The 22,840-nt window shown below is 64.9% G+C and carries 19 protein-coding genes; 6 read left to right on the top strand and 13 right to left on the bottom strand.

All coding sequences use genetic code 11. The features are described 5' to 3' along the window. Positions 1 to 33: 33 nt before the first annotated feature. Together RIdsm_RS01185 and RIdsm_RS01180 are read right to left on the bottom strand one after the other, a co-directional pair. Positions 34 to 1,164 carry a flavin-containing monooxygenase gene (locus RIdsm_RS01185; protein WP_057816421.1) on the bottom strand — a complete coding sequence of 377 codons (1,131 nt, stop codon included), beginning with the start codon at positions 1,162 to 1,164 and terminating at the stop codon, positions 34 to 36. 46 nt (positions 1,165 to 1,210) lie between these two features. After that, a complete protein-coding gene (locus RIdsm_RS01180; RefSeq protein ID WP_057816422.1) occupies positions 1,211 to 3,409 on the bottom strand; it encodes a primosomal protein N' in 2,199 nt (732 codons plus the stop codon). 87 nt (positions 3,410 to 3,496) lie between these two features. Between RIdsm_RS01180 and fsa the strand changes: the two genes are divergently transcribed. From fsa to RIdsm_RS01160, 4 genes are read left to right on the top strand one after another with little or no spacing between them, the layout of a single operon-like run. Continuing rightward, the gene (gene fsa / locus RIdsm_RS01175; protein WP_057816423.1) at positions 3,497 to 4,150 is read left to right on the top strand and encodes a fructose-6-phosphate aldolase; all 654 of its coding nucleotides are present in this window, start codon (positions 3,497 to 3,499) and stop codon (positions 4,148 to 4,150) included. 36 nt (positions 4,151 to 4,186) lie between these two features. Beyond that, positions 4,187 to 4,894: a DUF484 family protein gene (locus tag RIdsm_RS01170; RefSeq protein WP_057816424.1), complete on the top strand. Its 708-nt coding sequence runs from the start codon at positions 4,187 to 4,189 to the stop codon at positions 4,892 to 4,894. Continuing rightward, the gene (locus RIdsm_RS01165; protein ID WP_057816425.1) at positions 4,891 to 5,805 is read left to right on the top strand and encodes a tyrosine recombinase XerC; all 915 of its coding nucleotides are present in this window, start codon (positions 4,891 to 4,893) and stop codon (positions 5,803 to 5,805) included. Before RIdsm_RS01170 ends, RIdsm_RS01165 begins: the two co-directional genes overlap by 4 nt. 35 nt (positions 5,806 to 5,840) lie before the next feature. Then, positions 5,841 to 6,539: a CDP-alcohol phosphatidyltransferase family protein gene (locus RIdsm_RS01160; protein ID WP_057816426.1), complete on the top strand. Its 699-nt coding sequence runs from the start codon at positions 5,841 to 5,843 to the stop codon at positions 6,537 to 6,539. Here RIdsm_RS01160 and RIdsm_RS01155 read toward each other — a convergent pair. The 6 genes from RIdsm_RS01155 to RIdsm_RS01130 all read right to left on the bottom strand — a co-directional run bounded on the left by RIdsm_RS01155 (position 6,536) and on the right by RIdsm_RS01130 (position 10,897). Next, positions 6,536 to 6,991 (bottom strand): methylated-DNA--[protein]-cysteine S-methyltransferase, encoded by a 456-nt coding sequence (locus RIdsm_RS01155; protein ID WP_057816427.1) that lies wholly within the window; start codon positions 6,989 to 6,991, stop codon positions 6,536 to 6,538. The genes RIdsm_RS01160 and RIdsm_RS01155 overlap by 4 nt on opposite strands. A gap of 79 nt (positions 6,992 to 7,070) precedes the next feature. Next, complete coding sequence (locus tag RIdsm_RS01150) at positions 7,071 to 7,910, bottom strand: carbon-nitrogen hydrolase family protein (protein WP_057816428.1); 840 nt, start codon at positions 7,908 to 7,910, stop codon at positions 7,071 to 7,073. A 5-nt stretch (positions 7,911 to 7,915) separates the two neighbouring features. Then, complete coding sequence (locus RIdsm_RS01145; protein WP_074940382.1) at positions 7,916 to 8,812, bottom strand: OmpA family protein; 897 nt, start codon at positions 8,810 to 8,812, stop codon at positions 7,916 to 7,918. A 62-nt stretch (positions 8,813 to 8,874) separates the two neighbouring features. After that, entirely contained in the window at positions 8,875 to 9,447 is a 573-nt protein-coding gene (locus RIdsm_RS01140) for a peroxidase-related enzyme (RefSeq protein ID WP_057816429.1), read from the bottom strand. After that, entirely contained in the window at positions 9,444 to 10,178 is a 735-nt protein-coding gene (locus RIdsm_RS01135; RefSeq protein WP_057816430.1) for a GNAT family N-acetyltransferase, read from the bottom strand. The genes RIdsm_RS01140 and RIdsm_RS01135 overlap by 4 nt, the downstream gene beginning before the upstream one ends. Then, positions 10,175 to 10,897, bottom strand: coding sequence for a competence/damage-inducible protein A (locus RIdsm_RS01130; protein WP_057816431.1), 723 nt, complete (start codon positions 10,895 to 10,897; stop codon positions 10,175 to 10,177). The genes RIdsm_RS01135 and RIdsm_RS01130 overlap by 4 nt, the downstream gene beginning before the upstream one ends. Positions 10,898 to 10,945: 48 nt before the next feature. Between RIdsm_RS01130 and sfsA the strand changes: the two genes are divergently transcribed. Then, positions 10,946 to 11,665: a DNA/RNA nuclease SfsA gene (gene sfsA, locus RIdsm_RS01125; RefSeq protein ID WP_057816432.1), complete on the top strand. Its 720-nt coding sequence runs from the start codon at positions 10,946 to 10,948 to the stop codon at positions 11,663 to 11,665. Here the strand turns inward: sfsA and RIdsm_RS01120 are convergent. Then, on the bottom strand, positions 11,643 to 12,296 hold the full coding sequence (locus tag RIdsm_RS01120) for a hypothetical protein (RefSeq protein WP_057816433.1): 654 nt from the start codon (positions 12,294 to 12,296) through the stop codon (positions 11,643 to 11,645). The two genes, sfsA and RIdsm_RS01120, sit on opposite strands and share 23 nt — an antisense overlap. A 137-nt stretch (positions 12,297 to 12,433) precedes the next feature. Here RIdsm_RS01120 and map point away from each other — a divergent pair, with 137 nt between their 5' ends. Beyond that, positions 12,434 to 13,288, top strand: a complete 855-nt coding sequence (gene map / locus RIdsm_RS01115) for a type I methionyl aminopeptidase (protein WP_057816434.1) — start codon at positions 12,434 to 12,436, stop codon at positions 13,286 to 13,288. Positions 13,289 to 13,438: 150 nt separating this feature from the next. On the opposite strand, the gene RIdsm_RS01110 is transcribed toward map, so the two are convergent. The 4 genes from RIdsm_RS01110 to rpoB form a co-directional block, all read right to left on the bottom strand. Further along, entirely contained in the window at positions 13,439 to 13,636 is a 198-nt protein-coding gene (locus RIdsm_RS01110; RefSeq protein WP_057816435.1) for a helix-turn-helix transcriptional regulator, read from the bottom strand. Further along, positions 13,633 to 14,004, bottom strand: coding sequence for a hypothetical protein (locus RIdsm_RS01105; RefSeq protein ID WP_057816436.1), 372 nt, complete (start codon positions 14,002 to 14,004; stop codon positions 13,633 to 13,635). The genes RIdsm_RS01110 and RIdsm_RS01105 overlap by 4 nt, the downstream gene beginning before the upstream one ends. Positions 14,005 to 14,261: 257 nt before the next feature. After that, positions 14,262 to 18,506, bottom strand: a complete 4,245-nt coding sequence (rpoC, locus tag RIdsm_RS01100) for a DNA-directed RNA polymerase subunit beta' (RefSeq protein WP_057816437.1) — start codon at positions 18,504 to 18,506, stop codon at positions 14,262 to 14,264. 101 nt (positions 18,507 to 18,607) lie between these two features. Next, positions 18,608 to 22,744 carry a DNA-directed RNA polymerase subunit beta gene (rpoB, locus tag RIdsm_RS01095; protein ID WP_057816438.1) on the bottom strand — a complete coding sequence of 1,379 codons (4,137 nt, stop codon included), beginning with the start codon at positions 22,742 to 22,744 and terminating at the stop codon, positions 18,608 to 18,610. Positions 22,745 to 22,840: the final 96 nt, after the last annotated feature.

Here is a 22,840-nt window from a genome sequence, read left to right as displayed (position 1 = left end):
GGCGAGAGCTATTGCCGCACAACGATCTGTGCGTCAGGCGGCATGAGGCGCAAGGTGTTCGGCCGCGGCCCGCGCGATGACAGGGGCCTGGCGCGAGATTTCCCTGAGCTGGCCGTTGGGGACCGTGTGGTAGGAACAGAACCAGAGCCCCGGCGCCAACTCCTCGCCCGAGGCGAGGGGGCGGCCGGTGTCGTCGAGCACGTTCGGCATGGGCCCGAGGATCGGGCGCAGGTCGACCGTATAGCCGGTGGCCAGCAGGATCGCATCGTACTGGGCACTGGTATCGTCGTCGAAGGTCACCAGAGCCCCCTCGATGCGCGAAAGGCCCGGGCGCACCTTGATCCGCCCGCGGCGGATCAGGTCGAGTGTGCCCAGGTCGATCAGTGGTATCCTCCCGTCTTCGCGGACCTGTGCGATGGGGCCCTTTTCGGATTTACGCAGGCCGAAGCGGGCATAGTTGCCCATCTTCCACCGCAGGATCGGGGCGGTGATCGCGTCGGCCACGCGGTAGGGAAAGATGCGTTGCAGCACCTCCCAGTTGCCGATGGGCCGGCCGAAGAGCTCTTTCGGGAGAAGGTTGACGGGGCTGCGGACGGCGATATCGACCTTGCGGCCGGCCTCGGACAGGTCGATGGCAAGCTCGCCGCCCGAGTTGCCGAAACCCACGACCAGCACCCGTTCGCCCGGCAGGTCGCCGGGGGCGCGATAGGCGCGTGAATGGATGACCGGGCCGGGAAAGCCTTCCAGACCCGGCCACGTGGCGAAATGGGGCCTCTCAGACACGCCCGTTGCGAAGACGAGCGCGCGGCTGGCCAGCGTTTCGCCGGATGACAGCGTCACCTGCCAGCCGCCTTCTGACGGCTCCGCCTTCGCGACCTCGGCGCCAAACCGGGGCTGCAGGCCGAACGCCTCGGCATAGCGTTCGAGATATGCGACCACCTGCGTGCGCGGCACATAGCGTGGTGCGTCATCCGGAAAGGGCAGCCCGGGCAGCGACGAGCGCTTCTTGTCGGTGTGCAGTGCCAGCCGGCGATAGTGCCGGTGCCACGCGCTTCCGACGCATGCCTCGCGCTCCAGGATCAGGGGTGACAGCCCCTCGGCGTTCAGGCAGGCACCCAGCGCCAGCCCGGCTGGCCCAGCGCCTATGACGATGACATCCTCCATATCAACATTGGACTCGCCTGCCGCCACAGGGTCAACAGGTGAGGGATCAATAAAAACTTTGCGGGTCTATATCGACACTCAATCGGAACTGGTTCGAGCCGCGCACCTGCCCCACCCATTGCGCCACCGGGCCCTGCAGCGCGACGCCCTTGGGCGCCTTAACCAGCAGCCGCACCCGGTGCCGCCCGCGCACCCGGGCGATGGGGGCGGGCGCCGGGCCGAAGACCTGTGCGCCGGCCGCGCGGAGGGGGGCGTCGTTTCGGGCGAGCAGGTTGCCGATGTCGAAGGCTTCCTGCATGTCGGTCGAGGAGAGCACGATGCCCGCCATCCGGCCATAGGGTGGCACGCCGGCCTGCCGACGCTCGTTGGCCTCGGCGGCCCAGAAGCCTTCCTCGTCTCCGGACAGGATGGCGCGGATCACCGGATGCTCGGGCTGGAATGTCTGAAGTAGCGCTGTGCCCCGCTTCTCGGTGCGCCCGGCGCGACCGGCCACCTGGCGCATCAGCTGAAAGGTGCGTTCGGCGGCGCGCAGGTCGGAGCCCTGAAGGCCGAGATCTGCATCGATCACGCCCACGAGGGTAAGGTTGGGGAAGTTGTGACCCTTGGCGACAAGCTGCGTGCCGATGATGATGTCGGCACCGCCTTCGGCGATTTCGGCGATCTGCTCCTTCAGCGCGCGGGCCGAGCCGAAGAGGTCGGACGACAGCGTGGCGATGCGGGCGTCGGGGAAGAGCGCGGCGGCCTCCTCCGACATCCGCTCCACCCCCGGGCCGACGGCGGCCATCCGGTCTTCCGCCCCACAGCTTGGGCAGACCTGCGGCAAGGGCTTCGTCTCGCCGCACTGGTGGCACATCAGGCGTTTGAGGAACCGGTGCTCGACCATCCGCGCATCGCAATGGTCGCAGCCCACCTGGTGCCCGCAGGCCCGGCAGATCGTGACCGGCGCATAGCCACGGCGGTTGAGGAAGAGAAGCGCCTGTTCGCCCGCGGCCAGCCGCGCCTCGACCGCCTTTTGCAGCGTGGGCGAGACCCAGCGTTGCGACGGCAGGGTTTCGGCGCGCATGTCGATGGCGCGCATCTCGGGCATCACCGCCTCGCCGAAGCGGGCGGTCAGGTCGAGCCGGCGATACTTGCCAGCTTCGGCATTGGCCCAGCTTTCAAGGCTGGGCGTGGCCGAGGCCAGCACCACCTGCGCGCCGCACAGGCTGGCGCGCAGAACGGCCATGTCGCGGGCGTTGTAGAGCACGCCGTCTTCCTGCTTGTAGGAGGTGTCGTGTTCTTCATCGACGACGATCAGGCCGAGGTCTCGGAAGGGCAGGAACAGCGCCGAGCGCGCGCCGACGACGACCTGCGTGCCGCCCTGCCCGACCATCTTCCAGATTCGGCGGCGCTCGGTCATCGTGGCGCCGGAATGCCATTCGGCGGGGCGGGCGCCAAAGCGGGCCTCGATGCGGGTGAGGAACTCGGTGGTGAGTGCGATCTCAGGCAGCAGCACCAGCGCCTGACGCCGCTGGCGCAGCGTCTCGGCCACGGCTTCGAGATAGACCTCTGTCTTGCCCGAGCCGGTCACGCCTCGCAGCAGCGTCGTGCCATAGGCGCGCGATTGGACGCCCTCGCGCAGGGCCTCGACGGCGTCGGCCTGTTCGCCGGTCAGGTCGACGCCGGCGATATCGGGCTGAAGCGTCGGGAAGGGCACGTCGCGTGGAGTGTCCTCCTCGCGAACGGCACCGTGTTTTACCAGCCCCTTGATCACCGAGGAGGTCACGCCCGCCTGTTCGGCCAGTTCCTTCAAGGTGAAGGAGAGCCCGCCATAATCGCGCAGCACCTCGAGCACCCGGCGGCGCGCATCGGTCATGCGCTCGGGTTCGGCATCGCCGAGGCGGTAGACCTTGCGCATCGAGGGCGGGTCGCCCAGCCCCGGCGCGCGCGTGGCCAGCCGCAGCATGGCCGGCATCGATGTCAGCGTGTAATCGCCGGCGCGTTCGAGGAAGGCCTGCAACTCTTCGCGCATGGGCGCCACGTCGAGCACGCGGATGACCGACCGGATTTTCGAGGCGTCGAAATCGCCTTTCCCCGGCCCCCAGACCACACCCAGAACCTTGCGCGGGCCCAGCGGAACCTCGACGAACGCGCCGGGATGGCAGCCCCCCTCGGGTGCCCGGTAATCAAGCAGCCGGTCGAGCGGTTGCGTGGTGAGCACCCCCACAAGCTCGCCTTCGGCAAAGAATCCCGGCGCTTCGGCCACGCATTCGCTCCTTCTAGGGTTTCCGCAAATCGATCTATGGGGTAAACGCAAAGCCAACCAAACCCAAGCCGCTTGAAAGGGTGCGCCATGAAGTTTTTCGTAGATACTGCCGATGTCGAGGCGATCAAGGAACTGAACGACCTTGGCGTCGTCGACGGGGTCACCACCAACCCCTCGCTGATCCTGAAATCGGGGCGGGACATTCTCGAGGTGACCAAGGAGATCACCGAGATCGTCAGCGGCCCGGTCAGCGCCGAGGTCGTGGCGCTCAAGGCCGACGAGATGATCGCCGAGGGCCGCAAGCTGGCGAAGATCGCCGAGAACATCGCCGTGAAGGTGCCACTGACGTGGGACGGGCTGAAAGCCTGTAACGTGCTGACGAACGAGGGCCACATGGTCAACGTGACGCTGTGCTTCTCGGCCAACCAGGCGCTGCTGGCGGCCAAGGCCGGCGCGACCTTCATCAGCCCCTTCATCGGCCGGCTCGACGACATCAACCTCGACGGCATGCAGCTGATCGCCGATATCCGGCAGATCTATGACAATTACGATTTCGAAACCGAGATCCTCGCCGCGTCGATCCGCACCGTGAACCACGCGTTCGAGGCCGCGCGTATCGGCTCCGACGTGATGACCGCGCCGCCGGATGTGATCAAGAAGATGGCGCAGCACCCGCTGACCGACAAAGGCCTCGAAGCGTTTTTGAGCGATTGGGAAAAAACAGGGCAGAAAATCCTGTAGGCCATGCTATAAAATCGAAAAATCAACGAGGCGAGAATGAGCAGCAAGCCCGCGATCAATGACCAGATGCGCGAGAAAATCATCGCGCAGCCCGACGTTATTCTTGAAGATCAGGACCTTATGCGCGCCCTTATCGCCGCGAACGAGCGTGCGATGGGGGGCAATATCGTCGATCTGCGCGGGATCGCGATGGAACGGCTCGAGGCGCGGCTGGCCCGCCTCGAGGATACGCATCGCAGCGTGATCGCGGCGGCCTATGAGAACCTGTCGGGCACCAACCAGGTGCACCGGGCCATTCTGCGGATGCTGGACCCGACGGATTTCGAGACATTCCTGCGCGACCTCGGCGGCGAGGTGGCCGATATTCTGCGGGTCGATAGCGTGCGGCTGGTGCTGGAGTCGGTGCAGGATGACGACGACCCGGCGGTGCGCAAGCTGGGCGACGTTCTTTCCGTGGCCGAGCCCGGTTTCATCGAGGATTACCTGACCGCGGGCCGGCCCGGCCAACCCCGCCAGGTCACCCTGCGCCAGCTGAGCGAGGGCGACAGGCGAATCTATGGCGCGCGGGCGCAGTTCATCCGGTCGGAGGCCTGCCTGATGCTCGATTTCGGCAAGGGGCGCCTGCCCGGCATGCTGGCCATGGGGGCGGAAGATCCGCACCAGTTCAGCCCGCAGCAGGGCACCGACCTGCTGGCCTTCTTCACCGGCGTTTTCGAAAGGGCGATGCGCCGCTGGCTGTCATGATTTCCGACGCCGCCCGTTCGGCGCTGCATGACTGGCTGCACTCGCAGAAGGCGCTGAAGGGGGCTTCGGACAATACCATCGAGGCTTATGCGCGCGATGTGAGGGGCTTTCTGGCTTTCCTGACGGAGCACAAGGGCGGCTTGCAAGGCATCGGTGCGCTCAAGGCGGTGACCTTGTCGGACATGCGCAGCTGGATGGCCCGGTGTCGCGCGGAGGAGATTGGCGCGCGGTCGCTGGCACGGAAGCTGTCGGCGGTGAAGAGCTTTTACCGGTGGCTGTCCGAGCGTGAAGGCTTCGACGCAACGGCAGTGATGGCGGCGCGTGCCCCCAAGTTTCAGAAGAAACTGCCCCGGCCGCTGGCCGAGGATGCCGCGCAGGGGGTGATCGACACGCTCGACCTGCAATCGCAGGTGCCGTGGGTCGCGGCCCGGGATCAGGCGGTCGTCACGTTGCTTTACGGCTGTGGTTTGCGGATATCCGAGGCGCTTGGCCTGACCGGCGCCGACCTGCCGCTGGGCGGGTCGCTGCGGATCATCGGCAAGGGCGGCAAGGAACGGGTGGTGCCGGTGATCGGGCCGGCACGCGAGGCGGTCGAGGTGTATCTCAGGCTTTGCCCCTACCCCACCGAGCCTGATGCCGCGCTCTTCCGCGGGGTGCGCGGCGGGGTGCTTGGCCCTCGCGCCGTGCAGAAGGTGGTGGAACAGGTGCGGCTTCAGCTTGGCCTGCCCGCCAGTGTTACCCCGCACGCCATGCGCCACAGCTTCGCCACGCACCTGCTGAACGCGGGCGGCGACTTGCGGGCCATACAGGAATTGCTGGGCCATGCGTCGCTTTCGACGACGCAGGCCTATACGGCCGTCGATACCGCGCGGCTGATGGAGGTCTATCGCCGTGCCCATCCCAAAGCCTGATTGCGCCGCCACCGATTTTGCTTCATGAAACCTGCATGACAGACGCGTTCAAGGCCCTCCTCGTTCACCTGCTGACCGCGACCGGTGCAGTCTTCGCCATGCTGGCCATGCTGGCGGCCGTGGACGAGAAATGGGACATGATGTTCCTGTGGCTGGTGGTGGCTTTCGCCGTCGACGGGGTCGATGGGCCGCTGGCACGTCATTACCACGTCCAGAAATATGCGCCGCGGTTCGACGGGGTGCTGCTCGACCTGATCATCGACTATCTCACCTATGTCTTCATCCCGGCCTTCGCGCTGTTCAGTTCCGACCTGCTGCCGGGTTGGACAGGCTGGTTCGCGATCATCGTGATCACCTATGCCAGCGCGATGTATTTCGCCGACACCAAGATGAAGACCAAGGACAATTCGTTTCACGGCTTTCCCGGCTGCTGGAACATGCTGGTGCTGGTGCTGTTCGCGGTCGAGCCGAATTTCTGGCTGATCCTCGTGCTGGTGGTGGCGATGGCGGTGGCGATGTTCCTGCCGCTGAAGTTCGTCCACCCGGCGCGGACCAAGCGCTGGCGGGTCGTGACGCTGCCGATCGCGGTGGCCTGGACCTTCTTCGCCGGCTGGGCGGCATGGGTCGATTTCCACCCGGAAAGCTGGGCGCATTGGGGCTTGGTCGCGACCAGCCTTTACCTGCTGTTCGCAGGGGCCGTGCAACAGGTCATCCCCGAGCGCAACAAGGCCTAGATCAAGAGGCCCGCCGCGCCTTCGTGGCGCAGGAGCCAGACCTTGGTTTCCACCCCGCCTTCGCCCGAATAACCGCCCAGGGACGTGGCGCCGAGCACGCGGTGACACGGGATGATGACCGGGATCGGGTTGCCGCCGCAGGCTTGTCCGATCGCCTGTGCCGGGACGTCGAGACGTTTGGCGATGTCGCCATAGGTTAGCGTTTCGCCGAAGGGGATGGATTGCATGACCTCGCAGACCTGCACCTGAAAGGCGGGCGCCTCGACGGCGAGGGGCAGGTCGAAATCCTTCAGCGTTCCCTCGAAATAGGCGTCGAGCTGCGACAGGGCTTCGGTCAGTTCAGGGCGCGCGTCGTGGCCCTTGGGCCCTTCCCACGAAACGCGGGTGATGGCTGTGCCGTTGCTGGTGACTGTCAGCGGGCCGACGGGGGTGGAGAGTGTGGCGGAATACATGGCAAATTCCTTGGGCAATCCTGCGAAGGATAGCGCGTTTCGACAGGGCCTTCGCCCCGAAACCTGCGCAATTGAGGAGTCAGCCGTTCGGCAGGGCGTCGTAATCCGGCAGGCGGTCTTTCAGGAACGTGTAGCCTTGCCGCGCGTCGGCGATGGCCGAGGCCGTCACCTCGAACCAGCGCAGATCTTCGGCATGGGCGTCGAAGAACAGCTTCGGCATCGTTTCATCCATCCACGGGCGGCAGAAGGCCGAGCCGCCGAAATGCGTGCCAGCCCGGTTGAGGCTGAGCAGGTAGAGCTGATTTTCCAGTGCCCGGGCGGTGATGAACTCGTGCCAGGTGGCAAAGCTTTCGTCGCGGTAATAGGCGCCGCTGTGCAGGATCAGGTCGGCGCCGTGGGTCAGGGTCAGGCTGCGGGACAGTTCGGGAATGCGGATGTCGTAGCAGATGATCGGCGCGCAGGTGAGGCCGTTTACCTTGAAGGTCAGAACGTGGTCGCCGCGGGTGAAGTATTCCTTCTCCATCGAGGCGCCGTACTGACACAGGTGCAGCTTGTCATAGACGCCCAGACAGGTGCCGTCGGGCGCTGCGACGCCCATGCTGATGAACCGGTCGCCCCCCTGCTGCCGGGCGAAACCGAAGACGACGTGGGTGTCGTGCGCCTGCGCGACACGGGCCCAGGCGTCGAATGACGGGCCCTCCAGCGGCTCGGCCAGATCATCCAGCGCATCGAAGGCGGGGCGGGAATAGTCGATGCTGGAAAGTTCGGGCAGGACGACCAGGTCGGCGGGGTTATCCGCAAGGGCGTCGGACACCAGCCGGGTCGTGCGCTTCAGATGGGCGTCGCGATCCTCGGCCCGGGTCATGGGCGGCACGTCGATCTGGCAGGCGAGCAGGCGGAGGTTTCGGGGCTCGGCCATGGCGCTCACTCGGTGTTCAGAAGCACGGCCTCGACCCGGCGGTTCGCCTCGCGGCCTGCTTCCGTGGTGTTTGGCGCGACGGGGGAGAGGTAGCCCATCCCGTTCGATTCCATCTGGGCGCGCGGCACCTCGTAGCGGGACACGAGCCGCTCGAGCACCGAGGCGGCCCGGCGGCGGGACAGGGCGACATTGGTGTCGAGCCCGCCCACGGTGTCGGTGTGGCCTACGAGCGCGATGCGGCGCGAGGCATCCTCGTTGAGAAACCCGGCCAGCGCGGCCAGGGAGTCGTAGGATCCTTCCGCCAGGGCCGACGAGCCGCTGTCGAACACCAGGTCGGGCAACACGACGTGGCCCTGCGACCGCAACTGGTCGACGATATCGGCCGTCCCGGCCGGGAGCGGCGGGCTGGCGGGTGACGCCGTATCGACCGCGCCGATCTCGACCTTGGGGGCTTCGCCGCCGCCGACGGTGACAAGTTGCAGATAGCCCGTCTGCCCGGTCACACTGACAAGGCAGGAGACGTATTCGGCGCTTGGCCCATCGGTTTTCCGCGCCGAGAGGAAACGGAAATCGAACAGGTCGACGAACATGTCCGGAGCGGGCAGGATTTCGGTGTTGAAGCGGAAATCGAACCCGCCGCATTCACGGTCGGCACAATCGAGGAGGATCTCGTAGCCTTCCTCCGTCAGCTGATCGCGCAGCGGCACGAGAAGCTTGAGCGTTGTCAGCGCCTCGCCCTCGATCCGCCAGGCCTGTCGGGAAACGAGGCCTTCGACATCGATCGAGGGGACCTGGCCATCGGAAAAGGGGCCGGTCGGAAGCAGGTAGGAGCCCGCCGCGCTTTGCTCTTTACGGGTCAGCTCGGCCTCGCCCGGCACGGTCAGGTCGAGCGCCGACGCCATCCCGGCGCCCCCGATCAGGATCGGAAACAGGACAAGGAGACGCGCCAGGCCCTCCAAAAGGCTCAGCGCGCCTGCGCGTGATATTCGGCGTTGGGCTGCATGCCCGTGGCGCTGGCGACGCGGTTCGACATGGAGAAGAAGCCGACGACGCTGGCAATATCCCAGATATCGCGGTCGGTGAAGCCCGCGTCGCGCAGGGTTTGTCGGTCGTCCTCTGTCACCTCGGCGCTGGCCTTGGTCACCTTCTCGGCGAAGCTCAGCATGGCGGTCTGCTTGTCGTCGAGATCGGCCATGCGCCAGTTCATCACCATCGCCTCGCCCAGTTCCGGCTTGCCCGACAGGGCGCGTACGGCGGCGCCGTGGGCCACCTGGCAGTACCAGCAACGGTTGATGGAGGAGACAACCACCGCGATCATCTCGCGCTCGAGCTTCGTGAGCCCGCTATCGGCCAGCATGAGGTCGTTATACATGGCCGTGAAAGCGTTGAGCTTGTCGATGTCGAAGGCATAGGCCTTCAGCACGTTCGGCACCATGCCCAGCTTGTCCATGCAGACGTCGAAATATTTCTGCGTCTCGGGCGGCAGCGGGTCGACCATCGGCAGATCGAGGGCGGTGGGCTGATCGTCTTGGCTCATGAGGCGCTGTCTTCCTGTGCTTTGCGGTAGTGATACTGTCCCACAACCCCGAGGCCGAGGGAAGAGTAGAGGGCATTGGCCCCGGTGTTGGCCTGAGTGCAAAGGGCCGAGATCCAGGTGCCGCCGTTCTGTACCGACCAGAGCGCCGCCTGACGGCAGACACGCACGGCGACTCCCTTGCGGCGGAGCGCCTCGGGTACTTCGAGGGCATGGATCATCGCCACGCCCGCGTGCAGGCCGACGAAGGCGGTGGCGGCGGGGGTGTGTTCGAACCGGCCGATGATCGAGGTCTTGGGGCTTTCGACCCGGTGCATCACCGCGATCCGCCCGGGGCCGATACCGCCGTCGGCCCACATGTCGACCTGTATCGCCAATGGCTCCCACACGGCGTAGGCCTTGCCGCGGGGGCCGGCCTCGTCGGCGAGCGGCTGGGCCTTTCCGATCCACAGGTTCACGGGATCGACGACCTTGTAGCCACGCCCGGCGAGCATGGTGTCGAGATCGTCGTCGCCCTTGCGGATCATGAAGAGCGGCGTCTGGCCGAGGGCGCGCATGGCCTCTTCGGCCTGGGGCAGGTCGGCTTCGGTGACCGGGCCGTTCGCGGTGGCGGCCGAGACGCGCTGGCCGCCGCCCTGCCCTTCGCGGATGGTCCAGGGGCCGGCCTGCGTCATGGCGGCCGGGGCCCATGTGGCGTCGATCACGCCATAAAGGGTTTCGATGTCGGGGATCATTCGGGGAAGGCCTTCCGCAGTTCGGCCATCGCGGCGTCGAGCCGTTCGGGATCGGTGCCGCGCAGGACCACGTGGGCGCCAAAGGCTCCCTCGCGCTGGAATGGGTAGGAGCCCATCGAGAGATCGGGATAGCGCGCCGCGAGATCGGCCAGCGGGCCCGCGATATCGCCCTCGGGGCGCATGATCTGCAGCGTTTGGGACAGCACGGGCGAGCCGCCGGTCAGCTTGGGCAACACGCTTTCCAGCATCGCCTCGAAGATGCGGGGCACGCCGGCCATGACATGGACGTTGCCCAGCGTGAAGCCCGGCGCGATGCTGACCGGGTTGTCGATGAGCGTTGCGCCCTCGGGGATGCGGGCCATGCGCAGGCGGGCGTCGTTCAGGGACTGGCCGCTTTTCTGGTAATGCGCCTCAAGCAGGGCGCGGGCGTCGTCGCGCACATCGATCGGGGTGTCGAAGGCGCGGGCGACGTTGTCGGCGGTGATGTCGTCATGGGTGGGGCCGATGCCGCCGGAGGTGAAGAGGTGGTCATAGGCCTGCGACAGCGCCTTGACGGCGTCGGTGATGGCGTCGGGGTCATCGCTGACCACACGCACTTCCTTGAGGTCGATGCCGCGTTCCGTCAGCACGTTCGCCAAGTGGTGCATGTTGGCATCGCGTGTGCGGCCCGAGAGGATTTCATCCCCGATGACGAGCATGGCGGCGGTGGGGTTGGGCATCGGCGGCCTTTCTTGAATGGGTCGTCAGATCGGTATAGGCCCTGCGACATGCGCTTTCAAACCCCTCTTGAGCCGGCGCGGCTTCTTCGCCGGTACAAACGCTTCCTGGCCGACATCCGGCTGGAGGCGGATGGGCGCGAGGTGGTGGCGCATTGCGCCAATCCAGGGTCGATGATGGGGCTTGCGGAGCCGGGGATGCGGATCTGGGTCGAGCCCAATGACGACCCGAAGAAGAAGCTGAGATACGGCTGGCGGCTGGTTGAGCACCGCGACGGGCATTTCACCGGGGTCGATACCGGCTTGCCGAACCGCGCGCTTAAGGCGGCGCTTGAGGCGCGGGCGGTGCCGGGGCTGGCGGCCTATGGCACGGTGCTGCCCGAGCGGAAGTACGGGGCCGGCAGCCGGATCGATTTTCTGTTGCAGGAGAACGGGTTGCCGGATGCCTATGTCGAGGTGAAGTCGGTGACGCTGTCGCGGCAGGCGGGGCTGGCGGAGTTTCCCGACAGCGTGACTGCGCGGGGGCGCAAGCATCTGCTGGAACTGGCGGAAATGGCGCGGGCGGGGCACCGGGCGGTGATGCTGTTCCTGGTGCAGAGGACGGATTGCGCCGATGTCACGCTGGCCGCGGATATCGACCCGGCCTATGCCGCGGCCTTTGCCGCGGCGCGGGAGGCGGGGGTGGAGACGATCTGCCTTGGCTGTGCCATCACGCCGGAGGCGGTGGAGGTGGCCGGGCCGTTGGCATTCACCCCGGTCGCAGGATCTTGATCGACGGGTCGTAGGTGAAGACCACGCGGTGATGCTCGCCGGTGGGCGCCGGTGCCCAGGACGACACGAAGTTGCCCATTTCCCAGATCATCACCTGCCGCGTGCCGGGGTCGATGTAGACCGTGTCGGAGGAGCCGTACCACAGGCCGCCCATTTCTTCGTCGGGGTCGGACTTGGTGGTGAAGCTATAGGAGAGGTAGCTGGCGCCCTCGACATCGACCGTGCCGTGGCAGGCGACATCGGTGAGGTTCGCCTGGCGCTGCAGGCGGTCGGCATTGTACTGGGCCCGGCGATCGCCGGTGAAGCCCTGTTGCGGGGTCCACGGACCGTTAACGCCGGGGCCTGTCCAGACGTCGTTGTCGATGGCCAGCGTCATATGGGTGCCACGTATTCCGGCGATGGTGCGCAGGGGTGTTTCAATGATGGAGTCGTAGATTTCGGTTACGGTTCCGTTAGCGTCGCGCACGGTGTTGGTGTTCTCGTGCGGCGGGCGCTGGAAGGCGTCGAGGGGGGCGCCCTCATCCCAGAGGGCACGGACCTCGGCGAGGCAGTCGGAGGCTGTGGCCCGGTCTGCCGCCGAAATCACGATCGAGGTGGCCAACAGGGGGAATAGCTTGGAGACTCTGTTCATGACACTACCTGTTTCAAAATAATGGTGACAGATTACACTGGAATGGCGGGGTTCAGAAGGACGCAGGCGGCGCCTCTGGCACATTGCGCTCAAGTGTCATAAATAGAAGGCGAAACGGTAAGTTACGGGAGCCAACCGTGAAGAATGAACATCGCGGCAAACTGACACGCGACGGGATCCGCATTCATGAGCGGGCCGATTTTGCCGGCATGCACAAGGCCGGCGAGCTGGCCGCGCAAATCCTCGACGACCTGGCGCCGCATGTGGCGGTCGGACAGACAACCGGCGAGCTGGATCGGATGATCGAGGCCCATGTAAACAAGGCCGGGGCCACGTCGGCGACGATCGGGTACAAGGGCTATCAGCACGCCAGTTGTATCAGCGTCAACCACGTGGTTTGCCACGGGATTCCGGGCAGCAAGCTGCCGAAGTGGAAGAACGACACCAACCGGCGCACCGATGACACGCTGATGGATGGCGATATCCTGAATATCGACGTCACGGTGATCGTCGACGGATGGTATGGCGACACCAGCCGGATGTTCGTGGCGGGCCAGCCGAAACCCTATGCCGAGCGGCTGATGCAGGTGACGCATGACAGCCTCATGAAGGGGATCGAGGCGGTGAAGCCGGGCAACACGTTCGGCGATATCGGCCACGCGATCCAGACCTTCGTCGAGGGTCACAAGATGAGCGTTGTCAGGGACTTCTGCGGTCACGGGCTGGGCCGGGTGTTCCATGCGCCGCCCAACGTGCTGCACTATGGCCGGCCCGGAACGGGCCCCGTGCTGGAAGAAGGCATGTTCTTTACCATCGAGCCGATGGTGAACCTCGGGCGGCCGGAGACCAAGGTGCTGTCGGATGACTGGACGGCGATCACGCGGGACAAGTCGCTGTCGGCGCAGTTCGAGCATTCCATCGGGGTGACGGCGGACGGCTGCGAGATTTTTACCCTGTCACCGGCGGGTAAATTTCACCCGACCTGGGGCTGAACCGCGCATCTTTGGCGAATCACGGTTAATTCCTTGAAAACACGGCAAAACCCGATGTCGGTATCGCGTCGGTATAACGTCGGTATTTTGTCGGTGTTTTTCGCCGACGGGCCGCGCGCGGGGCCGGGTTAAGGCGCCGGGCGTTGCGCGCTATTCGGGATCGGGCTGGAAGATATCCTCGATGCTTTCGCCGAGCACGCGGGCGATGGTGAAGGCCAGCGGCAGGCTGGGGTCGTAGCGGCCGCGTTCGAGGGCGTTGACCGTCTGGCGGGAGACGCCGAGCTGGCTGGCAAGGTCGGCTTGCGACCAGCCGCGCTGGCGGCGCAGATCCTGGATGCGGTTCTTCATCCGTATCGGATTCGGCCGATGATGGTGCCGACGACCCAGAGCGCCGCCATCAGCGGCCAGACCACGAACATCGACAGCGTCGGCAGGCCCGCCCCTTCGAGGAAACCGTAGCCGAAGGTGAGGAGCGCCGTGCCCGCGAAGGCGAAGGCCAGCGCCTCGAATTGCAGCTTGCGCTGCATTTCGTCGAGATGACGGATGGTGCGGATGATGACGGCACAGATGAAGATGGCGGGCAGCATGGGGGCGAGGGAGAGGAGAATGCCGGCGGTGGCGCCGTGGGGGGCGGTGGCGAGAATCCTTTGCGAGAAGATCAGGGTGGCCGCGTAGGCGGCCAGCCCGAGGACCAGGAGGACGAGGTTCTGTTTCATGAGGGTCCCGTTTTTGTAAAGTGTCCTTTACATTTGGGGGAGTAGTTGCGCGGTGTCAAGGGTGCTTTACATTTTTAGGGTTTCGAGAGGATGGGGAGGTGGGTTTCACCCACCCTAGAACGGTGGTTTGCAGGCGTCGGGGCGGTGGGTTTCACCCACCCTACGGGTTGGGGACGTCACGGTTTCAACCCCTTGGCCCACAACGAAAAAGGCCCCGCCGGTTGGCGGGGCCTCTGGTGTTTCTAACCGGGCAATGCTCAGTCTTCGCGGCTCTCGGGCGTCTCGACGAAGTTGTCGAAATCGTCGCCGCCGACCACGTCGTTGGCATCGGGAGCTGCCAGCGCGGCGGCCGCTTCGGCCTCCTCGCGGCGGGCCTCGATGACCACGTTGTCGCGGCCCTGGGCGATCGAGCGGACCTTGAGGGTCGCGCCACCGGTGCCCGCCGGGATGAGGCGACCGACGATGACGTTTTCCTTGAGGCCGACCAGCTTGTCACGCTTGCCCTGAACCGAGGCTTCGGTCAGCACGCGCGTGGTTTCCTGGAACGATGCCGCCGAGATGAACGACCGGGTCTGCAGCGAGGCCTTGGTGATCCCCAGAAGGATCGGCTCGCCCTGAGCCGGGCGTTTGCCCCGTTCGATCGCCTTTTCGTTGGCCGCGTCGAATTCGGCCTTGTCCACATGCTCGCCCTTGAGAAGCGTGGTTTCCCCGCTGTCGAGGATCTCCCACTTCTGGAGCATCTGGCGGACGACCACCTCGATGTGCTTGTCGTTGATCTTCACGCCCTGAAGACGATAGACCTCCTGCACCTCGTTGATCATGTAATCGGCCAGAGCCTCGACACCCATGATCGACAGAATGTCGTGGGGGGCGGGGTTGCCGTCCATGATGTAGTCGCCCTTTTGCACGTAGTCCCCTTCCTGAACGGGGATGTGCTTGCCCTTGGGCACCATGTACTCGACCGGCTCCAGCGACTCGTCGGCCGGTTCGATGCTGATCCGGCGCTTGTTCTTGTAGTCGCGGCCATAGCGGACGTAGCCGTCGATTTCCGCGATGATGGCGTGATCCTTCGGGCGACGTGCCTCGAAGAGTTCGGCCACACGCGGCAGACCGCCGGTGATGTCCTTGGTCTTGGCGCCTTCGCGCGGGATCCGGGCGACCACGTCACCGGCGCTGACATCCTGACCGTCTTCGATCGACAGGATGGCGTCGACCGACATCGGGTAGGTGACCGGGTGACCGGCATCGTTGCGCACCGGTTCGCCATCGGCGTCGGCGATCAGGATTTCCGGCTTCAGCTCGTTGCCGCGGGGGGCGGCGCGCCAGTCGGACACGATCTTCTGGGTCATGCCGGTGGCATCGTCGGTCACCTCGCGCACGGAGACGCCGTTGGTGAGGTCGACGAAACGGGCCATACCGCTCTTCTCGGCCAGGATCGGCAGGGTATACGGATCCCATTCGAACAGCTTGTCGCCACGCTGGACCTTGTCGCCTTCCTTGACGAAGAGCTTGGTGCCGTAACCGATCTTGTGGCTGGCAAGCTCCTGGTCGTTCTCGCCCATGATCCGCAGTTTCATGTTGCGGCCCATGACGAGGGTTTCGCCCGCCGAGTTCTCGAGCGTCTGGGCGGCTTCGAACACGATCGTGCCGGCCTGGCTGGCCTCGAGGAACGACTGCTGGCCACCCTGCGCCACGCCGCCGATGTGGAAGGTCCGCATCGTCAGCTGGGTGCCGGGTTCACCGATCGACTGGGCGGCGATGATGCCGACCGCCTCGCCGGTGTTGACCATGGTGCCGCGCGCGAGGTCGCGGCCATAGCACATGGCACAGACGCCATCGTCGGCCTCACAAGTCAGCGGGCTGCGGATCCGCGCGGTTTGCACGGCTGCCTGGTCGATCGCGTCGGAGAGGCGTTCATCGATCAGCTGACCATGGGCCACGACGACCTCGTTGGTCGCGGGGTTGAGGATATCCTCGGCCGCGACACGGCCCAGCACGCGCTCGGCCAGCGACGCCACCACTTCACCGTCGTTCACGGCGGCCTCGGCGGTGATCGCACGCTCGGTGCCGCAATCGTGCTGACGCACGATGCAGTCCTGCGCGACGTCGACGAGACGGCGGGTGAGGTAACCCGAGTTGGCCGTCTTCAGGGCGGTGTCCGACAGACCCTTCCGGGCGCCGTGGGTGGAGTTGAAGTACTCCAGCACGGTCAGACCTTCCTTGAAGTTCGAGATGATCGGCGTCTCGATGATGTCGCCGTTCGGCTTCGCCATCAGGCCGCGCATCCCGCCCAGCTGTTTCATCTGGGTGACCGAGCCCCGGGCACCCGAGTGCGCCATCATGTAGACGCTGTTGGGTTCCTGCACGGCGCCGCTTTCGTCGGTGATCTCGGCGGAGATGGTGCCCATCATCGCGTCGGTCACCTGGTCGTTACACTTCGACCATGCGTCGACAACCTTGTTGTACTTTTCGCCCTGGGTGATCAGGCCGTCCATGTACTGTTGTTCGAAGCCCTTCACCTGTTCGCGGGTTTCCTCGACGATGGTCCACTTCTGATCGGGGATGACCATGTCGTCCTTGCCGAAGGAAATGCCGGCGCGGAAGGCTTCCTTGAAGCCCATGCTCATGATCTGGTCACAGAAGATCACGCTCTCCTTCTGGCCGCAGTAGCGGTAGACGGTGTCGATGACCTGCTGCACCTCTTTCTTGCGAAGGAGGCGGTTGGCGAGTTCGAAGGGCGCTTTGGCGTTGAGCGGCAGGAGCGCGCCGATGCGGACACGGCCCGGCGTGGTTTCGAACCGCTGCATCACCTCGTTGCCTTCCTCGTCGATCTGGGGAATGCGCGCGGTGATCTTGGCGTGCAGGTGCACCTCGCCCGAGTCGAGCGCGTGCTGCACTTCGTCGATCGAGGAGAAGACCATGCCTTCGCCCTTCATGCCGGCCCGCATGATCGAGGTGTAGTAGAGGCCGAGAACCATGTCCTGCGAGGGAACGATGATCGGTGCGCCGTTGGCGGGCGACAGAACGTTGTTCGTCGACATCATCAGCACGCGCGCCTCGAGCTGGGCTTCCAGCGAGAGGGGGACGTGCACGGCCATCTGGTCACCGTCGAAGTCGGCGTTGAAGGCCGAGCAGACGAGCGGGTGAAGCTGGATGGCCTTGCCTTCGATGAGGACCGGTTCGAACGCCTGGATGCCGAGACGGTGAAGCGTGGGCGCGCGGTTCAGGAGAACCGGGTGCTCACGGATCACCTCGTCGAGGATATCCCAGACCTCGGGGCGCTCTTTCTCGACCAGTTTCTTGGCCTGCTTCACGGTCGAGGACATGCCCTTGGCTTCGAGCCGCGAGTAGATGAACGGCTTGAAGAGTTCGAGCGCCATCTTCTTGGGCAGGCCGCACTGGTGCAGCTTGAGTTCCGGGCCGGTCACGATGACCGAACGGCCCGAGAAGTCGACCCGTTTACCCAGAAGGTTCTGGCGGAAGCGGCCCTGCTTGCCCTTGAGCATGTCGGAGAGCGACTTGAGCGGGCGCTTGTTGGCACCGGTGATGACCCGGCCGCGGCGGCCGTTGTCGAAGAGCGCGTCGACCGATTCCTGCAGCATCCGCTTTTCGTTGCGGACGATGATGTCGGGCGCGCGCAGTTCGATCAGCCGCTTGAGGCGGTTGTTCCGGTTGATCACGCGGCGGTAGAGGTCGTTGAGGTCGGAGGTCGCGAAACGGCCGCCATCCAGCGGGACCAGCGGGCGCAGTTCCGGCGGAATGACCGGGATCACGGTCATGACCATCCATTCCGGGCGGTTGCCGGATTCGATGAACGACTCGACGACCTTGAGGCGCTTGATGATCTTCTTGGGCTTGAGTTCACCGGTGGCCTCGGCCAGATCGGCGCGCAGCTGCTCGGCCTCTCCTTCGAGGTCGATGTTCTGCAGCATCTCGCGGATGGCCTCGGCGCCGATATTGGCGGTGAAGGCATCCATGCCGTAGGCGTCCTGGGCGTCCATGAACTCTTCTTCGGTGAGCATCTGGCCGTAGGTCAGGTCGGTCAGGCCCGGTTCGATCACGACGTAGTTCTCGAAGTAGAGCACGCGTTCCAGGTCACGCAGGGTCATGTCGAGCATGAGGCCGATGCGCGAGGGCAGCGATTTCAGGAACCAGATATGGGCGCAGGGCGCGGCCAGCTCGATATGGCCCATGCGCTCGCGCCGGACCTTCTGGAGCGTGACCTCGACGCCGCATTTCTCGCAGACGACGCCGCGGTATTTCATCCGCTTGTACTTGCCGCACAGGCATTCGTAGTCCTTGATCGGGCCGAAGATGCGCGCGCAGAACAGGCCGTCACGTTCGGGCTTGAACGTGCGGTAGTTGATGGTTTCGGGCTTCTTGATCTCGCCGTAGGACCAGCTGAGGATACGCTCCGGGCTGGCCAGCGAGACCTTGATTTCGTCGAACACCTTGGCGGGGGCCGCAGGGTTGAACGGGTTGTTCGTGAGTTCCTGGTTCATGTTCAAATCCTTTGATCGGGTGAGGGGAAGAGCGGCGGCTGCGGTGGGTTGGCACCCACCCTACGGTTCGCAGGGTGGGCAAAACTCACCGACGAGCGCCGTTACTCGTCTTCCTCCTCGTCCAGGAGTTCCATGTTGAGGCCGAGGCCGCGGACTTCCTTCACCAGCACGTTGAAGCTTTCGGGCACGCCGGCCTCGAAGTTGTCCTCGCCCTTGACGATCGACTCGTAGACCTTGGTCCGGCCTGCCACGTCGTCGGATTTCACCGTCAGCATTTCCTGCAGGGTGTAGGCCGCGCCGTAAGCTTCGAGCGCCCAGACCTCCATCTCGCCGAAGCGCTGGCCGCCGAACTGTGCCTTGCCGCCCAGCGGCTGCTGGGTGACGAGCGAGTACGGCCCGGTCGAGCGTGCGTGGATCTTGTCGTCGACAAGGTGGTGCAGCTTGAGCAGGTACTTGACGCCGACGGTGACCTTGCGGCTGAACTGTTCGCCGGTGCGGCCATCGTAAAGGACGGACTGACCGCTTTCGTCGAAGCCAGCGCGCTTGAGCGCGTCGTTCACGTCATGCTCTTTCGCACCGTCGAAGACCGGGGTTGCGATCGGAACGCCACGGGTGACGTTGCCGGCGGCTTCCACCAGACCCTCTTCGGACATGGAGGCGATGCCTTCGTCGTAGACATCGTCGCCATAGGCGATCTTCATCGCCTCGCGGACCGGGGTCAGGTCGCCCGAGCGGCGGTATTCCTGCAGCGCCTCGTCGATCTTGATGCCAAGGCCGCGGGCGGCCCAACCCATGTGGGTTTCAAGGATCTGACCGACGTTCATCCGCGAAGGCACGCCGAGCGGGTTGAGGCAGAAGTCGACGGGGGTGCCATCCTGGAGGAACGGCATGTCCTCCATCGGGACCACCTTCGAGATCACGCCCTTGTTGCCGTGACGGCCGGCCATCTTGTCGCCCGGCTGAAGCTTGCGCTTCACGGCGATGAAGACCTTGACCATCTTCATCACGCCCGGCGGCAGGTCGTCGCCGCGGCGGACCTTCTCGACCTTGTCCTCGAAACGGGCGTCGAGGGTGCGTTTCTGCGCCTCGTACTGCTCGTTCAGGGCCTCGACGATCTGGGCGTCATGCTCTTCCTTGAGGGCAAGCTGCCACCACTGGCCGCGCGAGAGCGTTTCCAGCAGCTCCTCGGTGATCTCCGAGTTGGACTTGACGCCTTTGGGGCCTTTCACGGCGACCTTGCCGAGAATGTGGTCCTTGAGACGCGCGTAGATGTTGCGCTCGAGAATGGCGAGCTCGTCGTCCCGGTCACGGGCGAGGCGTTCAACCTCTTCCCGCTCGATCTGGAGCGCGCGCTCGTCTTTCTCGACCCCGTGGCGGTTGAAGACGCGGACTTCGACGACAGTGCCGTAGTCGCCCGGCTTCACGCGCAGCGAGGTGTCACGCACGTCGCTGGCCTTTTCGCCGAAGATGGCGCGGAGGAGTTTCTCTTCCGGCGTCATCGGGCTTTCGCCTTTCGGGGTGATCTTGCCCACGAGAATGTCGCCCGGCTGCACGTCGGCGCCGATATAGACGATGCCCGCCTCGTCGAGGTTGCGCAGGGCTTCCTCGCCGACGTTCGGGATGTCGCGGGTGATCTCTTCCGGTCCGAGCTTGGTGTCGCGGGCGGCGACCTCGAATTCCTCGATGTGGATCGACGTGAACACGTCATCGCGGGCGATGCGTTCCGAGATCAGGATCGAGTCTTCGAAGTTGTAGCCGTTCCACGGCATGAAGGCCGTGACCACGTTCTTGCCGAGCGCCAGTTCACCGAGGTCGGTCGACGGGCCGTCGGCGATGACTTCGCCCTTGCCCACGGTGTCGCCCACCTTCACCAGCGGCTGCTGGTTGATACAGGTGTTCTGGTTCGAGCGCTGGAACTTGCGCATCCGGTAGATGTCGACGCCGGGATCACCGATTTCGAGATCCTCGGTGGCGCGGATCACGATCCGCTGGGCATCGACCTGGTCGATCACGCCGGCACGGCGGGCGAGAACGGATGCACCCGAGTCACGCGCGACGACGCCTTCGATGCCGGTGCCCACGAGCGGGGCCTCGGACCGGAGCGTCGGCACGGCCTGACGTTGCATGTTCGAGCCCATCAGAGCGCGGTTGGCGTCGTCGTTTTCCAGGAACGGAATGAGCGAGGCCGCGACCGAGACCAGCTGTTTCGGCGAGACGTCGATCAGGTCGACATGCTCGACCGGGGCCAGCATGTATTCGCCCGACTGGCGGGTGTTGACCATCTCGTTGACGAACTTGCCGTCATCGTCGAGCGTCGCGTTGGCCTGGGCCACGGTGTGGCGCATTTCCTCGGTGGCGGACATGTAGGTCACGTCGTCTGTGACCTGCCCGTCCTTCACGCGGCGGTAGGGCGTTTCGATGAAGCCGTACTTGTTCACGCGGGCGAAGGTGGCGAGGCTGTTGATCAGGCCGATGTTCGGGCCTTCCGGCGTCTCGATCGGGCACATCCGGCCATAGTGGGTCGGGTGAACGTCGCGCACCTCGAAGCCCGCGCGTTCGCGCGTCAGGCCGCCCGGCCCGAGCGCCGAGAGGCGCCGCTTGTGGGTGACTTCCGAGAGCGGGTTGGTCTGGTCCATGAACTGCGACAGCTGCGAGGAGCCGAAGAATTCACGTACCGCGGCCGCCGCCGGCTTGGCGTTGATCAGGTCCTGCGGCATGACGGTGTCGATCTCGACCGAGGACATGCGTTCCTTGATGGCGCGCTCCATGCGGAGAAGGCCAACGCGGTACTGGTTCTCCATCAGCTCGCCGACCGAGCGCACTCGGCGGTTGCCGAGGTGGTCGATGTCGTCGATGTCGCCCTTGCCGTCGCGCAGCTCGACCAGGGCCTTGATGCAGGCCACGATATCCTCGCGGTCCAGCGTGCGCTGTGTGTCGGGCTTTTCGAGGTTGAGGCGCATGTTCATCTTCACGCGGCCCACGGCGGAGAGGTCATAGCGCTCGCCGTCGAAGAAGAGCGTTTCGAAGAGGGCCGAGGCGGCCTCTTCCGTCGGCGGCTCGCCCGGGCGCATGACGCGGTAGATATCCATGAGCGCGGTTTCGCGGTTCATGTTCTTGTCCTGCGCCATGGTGTTGCGCATGTACGGGCCAACATTGATGTTGTCGATGTCGAGCACGGGGATATCGGTGATACCCGCCTCCATCAGCTCCATCACGGTGCCGCCGGTGATCTCGCCATCCTTGTCGCGGGTGATCGTCAGCTCGTCGCCGGCCTCGACGTAGATCGCGCCGTTTTCCTCGTTGATGATGTCACGGGCGACGAACTTGCCTGCGATCTGTTCGAAGGGCAGGAGCACCTCGGTCACGTTGCCTTCGTCGATCAGCTTCTTGACCGCGCGGGGCGTGATCTTCTTGCCGGCTTCGGCGATCACCTCGCCGGAGGCGGCGTCGATCAGGTCATAGGTCGGACGGGTGCCGCGCACGCGGTTCGGGAAGAACTTGGTGACCCAGCCGTTTTTCTTGTGCAGCTTGTAGTCGACCGTATCGTAGTAGGCATTCATGATATCTTCCTGATCCAGCCCGAGGGCATAGAGCAGGGTCGTCACCGGCAGTTTGCGGCGGCGGTCGATCCGGGCGAAGACGATATCCTTGGCGTCAAACTCGAAGTCGAGCCACGAGCCACGGTAGGGAATGATGCGGCAGGCGAAGAGCAGCTTGCCCGAAGAATGGGTCTTGCCCTTGTCGTGGTCGAAGAACACGCCGGGCGAACGGTGCATCTGGCTGACGATCACGCGCTCGGTGCCGTTGACGACGAAGGTGCCGTTCGGGGTCATGAGCGGCATGTCCCCCATGAAGACATCCTGTTCCTTGATATCCTTGACCGAGCGGGCGCCGGTATCCTCGTCGAGATCGAACACGATCAGGCGCAGGGTGACCTTCAGCGGGGCGCTGTAGGTCATGTCGCGCTGCATGCATTCATCGACGTCGTATTTGGGTTTTTCCAGCTCGTAGCTGACGAATTCCAGCACGCTGGTTTCGTTGAAATCCTTGATCGGGAAAACCGACTGGAAGACACCTTTGATGCCTTCGCCGTCTTGCGGGTCGGGCTGATCGCCGGAGTTCAGGAAAAGGTCGTAAGAAGATTTCTGAACCTCGATGAGGTTCGGCATTTCCAGCACTTCGCGGATTTTGCCGTAGTATTTCCGAAGACGCTTCTGGCCAAGATAGGTCGCGGGCATAAGGGGACTGTCCTTGTACTCACGCCACTTCGCGGGGCGGCAACCGGCGAAGTGACCGTTCAGGCGGTTCGGTGTCCCATTCCTGTGCAGCGTGCC

It is taken from the genome of Roseovarius indicus (assembly GCF_008728195.1).
In the GTDB taxonomy this organism is placed as follows: domain Bacteria; phylum Pseudomonadota; class Alphaproteobacteria; order Rhodobacterales; family Rhodobacteraceae; genus Roseovarius; species Roseovarius indicus.
The sequence above is the reverse complement of the archived record's forward strand: the minus strand, read 5'-3'. Positions and strand labels throughout refer to the sequence as shown.

What these genes read in the sequence shown, in the direction of transcription:
- RIdsm_RS01185 (WP_057816421.1), bottom strand. Translation starts at nt 1,164, where the DNA reads ATGGAGGATGTCATCGTCATAGGCGCTGGGCCAGCCGGGCTGGCGCTG.
- fsa (WP_057816423.1), top strand. Translation starts at nt 3,497, where the DNA reads ATGAAGTTTTTCGTAGATACTGCCGATGTCGAGGCGATCAAGGAACTG.
- RIdsm_RS01170 (WP_057816424.1), top strand. Translation starts at nt 4,187, where the DNA reads ATGAGCAGCAAGCCCGCGATCAATGACCAGATGCGCGAGAAAATCATC.
- RIdsm_RS01165 (WP_057816425.1), top strand. Translation starts at nt 4,891, where the DNA reads ATGATTTCCGACGCCGCCCGTTCGGCGCTGCATGACTGGCTGCACTCG.
- RIdsm_RS01160 (WP_057816426.1), top strand. Translation starts at nt 5,841, where the DNA reads ATGACAGACGCGTTCAAGGCCCTCCTCGTTCACCTGCTGACCGCGACC.
- RIdsm_RS01155 (WP_057816427.1), bottom strand. Translation starts at nt 6,991, where the DNA reads ATGTATTCCGCCACACTCTCCACCCCCGTCGGCCCGCTGACAGTCACC.
- RIdsm_RS01150 (WP_057816428.1), bottom strand. Translation starts at nt 7,910, where the DNA reads ATGGCCGAGCCCCGAAACCTCCGCCTGCTCGCCTGCCAGATCGACGTG.
- RIdsm_RS01145 (WP_074940382.1), bottom strand. Translation starts at nt 8,812, where the DNA reads ATGGCGTCGGCGCTCGACCTGACCGTGCCGGGCGAGGCCGAGCTGACC.
- RIdsm_RS01140 (WP_057816429.1), bottom strand. Translation starts at nt 9,447, where the DNA reads ATGAGCCAAGACGATCAGCCCACCGCCCTCGATCTGCCGATGGTCGAC.
- RIdsm_RS01135 (WP_057816430.1), bottom strand. Translation starts at nt 10,178, where the DNA reads ATGATCCCCGACATCGAAACCCTTTATGGCGTGATCGACGCCACATGG.
- RIdsm_RS01130 (WP_057816431.1), bottom strand. Translation starts at nt 10,897, where the DNA reads ATGCCCAACCCCACCGCCGCCATGCTCGTCATCGGGGATGAAATCCTC.
- sfsA (WP_057816432.1), top strand. Translation starts at nt 10,946, where the DNA reads ATGCGCTTTCAAACCCCTCTTGAGCCGGCGCGGCTTCTTCGCCGGTAC.
- RIdsm_RS01120 (WP_057816433.1), bottom strand. Translation starts at nt 12,296, where the DNA reads ATGAACAGAGTCTCCAAGCTATTCCCCCTGTTGGCCACCTCGATCGTG.
- RIdsm_RS01110 (WP_057816435.1), bottom strand. Translation starts at nt 13,636, where the DNA reads ATGAAGAACCGCATCCAGGATCTGCGCCGCCAGCGCGGCTGGTCGCAA.
- RIdsm_RS01105 (WP_057816436.1), bottom strand. Translation starts at nt 14,004, where the DNA reads ATGAAACAGAACCTCGTCCTCCTGGTCCTCGGGCTGGCCGCCTACGCG.
- rpoC (WP_057816437.1), bottom strand. Translation starts at nt 18,506, where the DNA reads ATGAACCAGGAACTCACGAACAACCCGTTCAACCCTGCGGCCCCCGCC.
- rpoB (WP_057816438.1), bottom strand. Translation starts at nt 22,744, where the DNA reads ATGCCCGCGACCTATCTTGGCCAGAAGCGTCTTCGGAAATACTACGGC.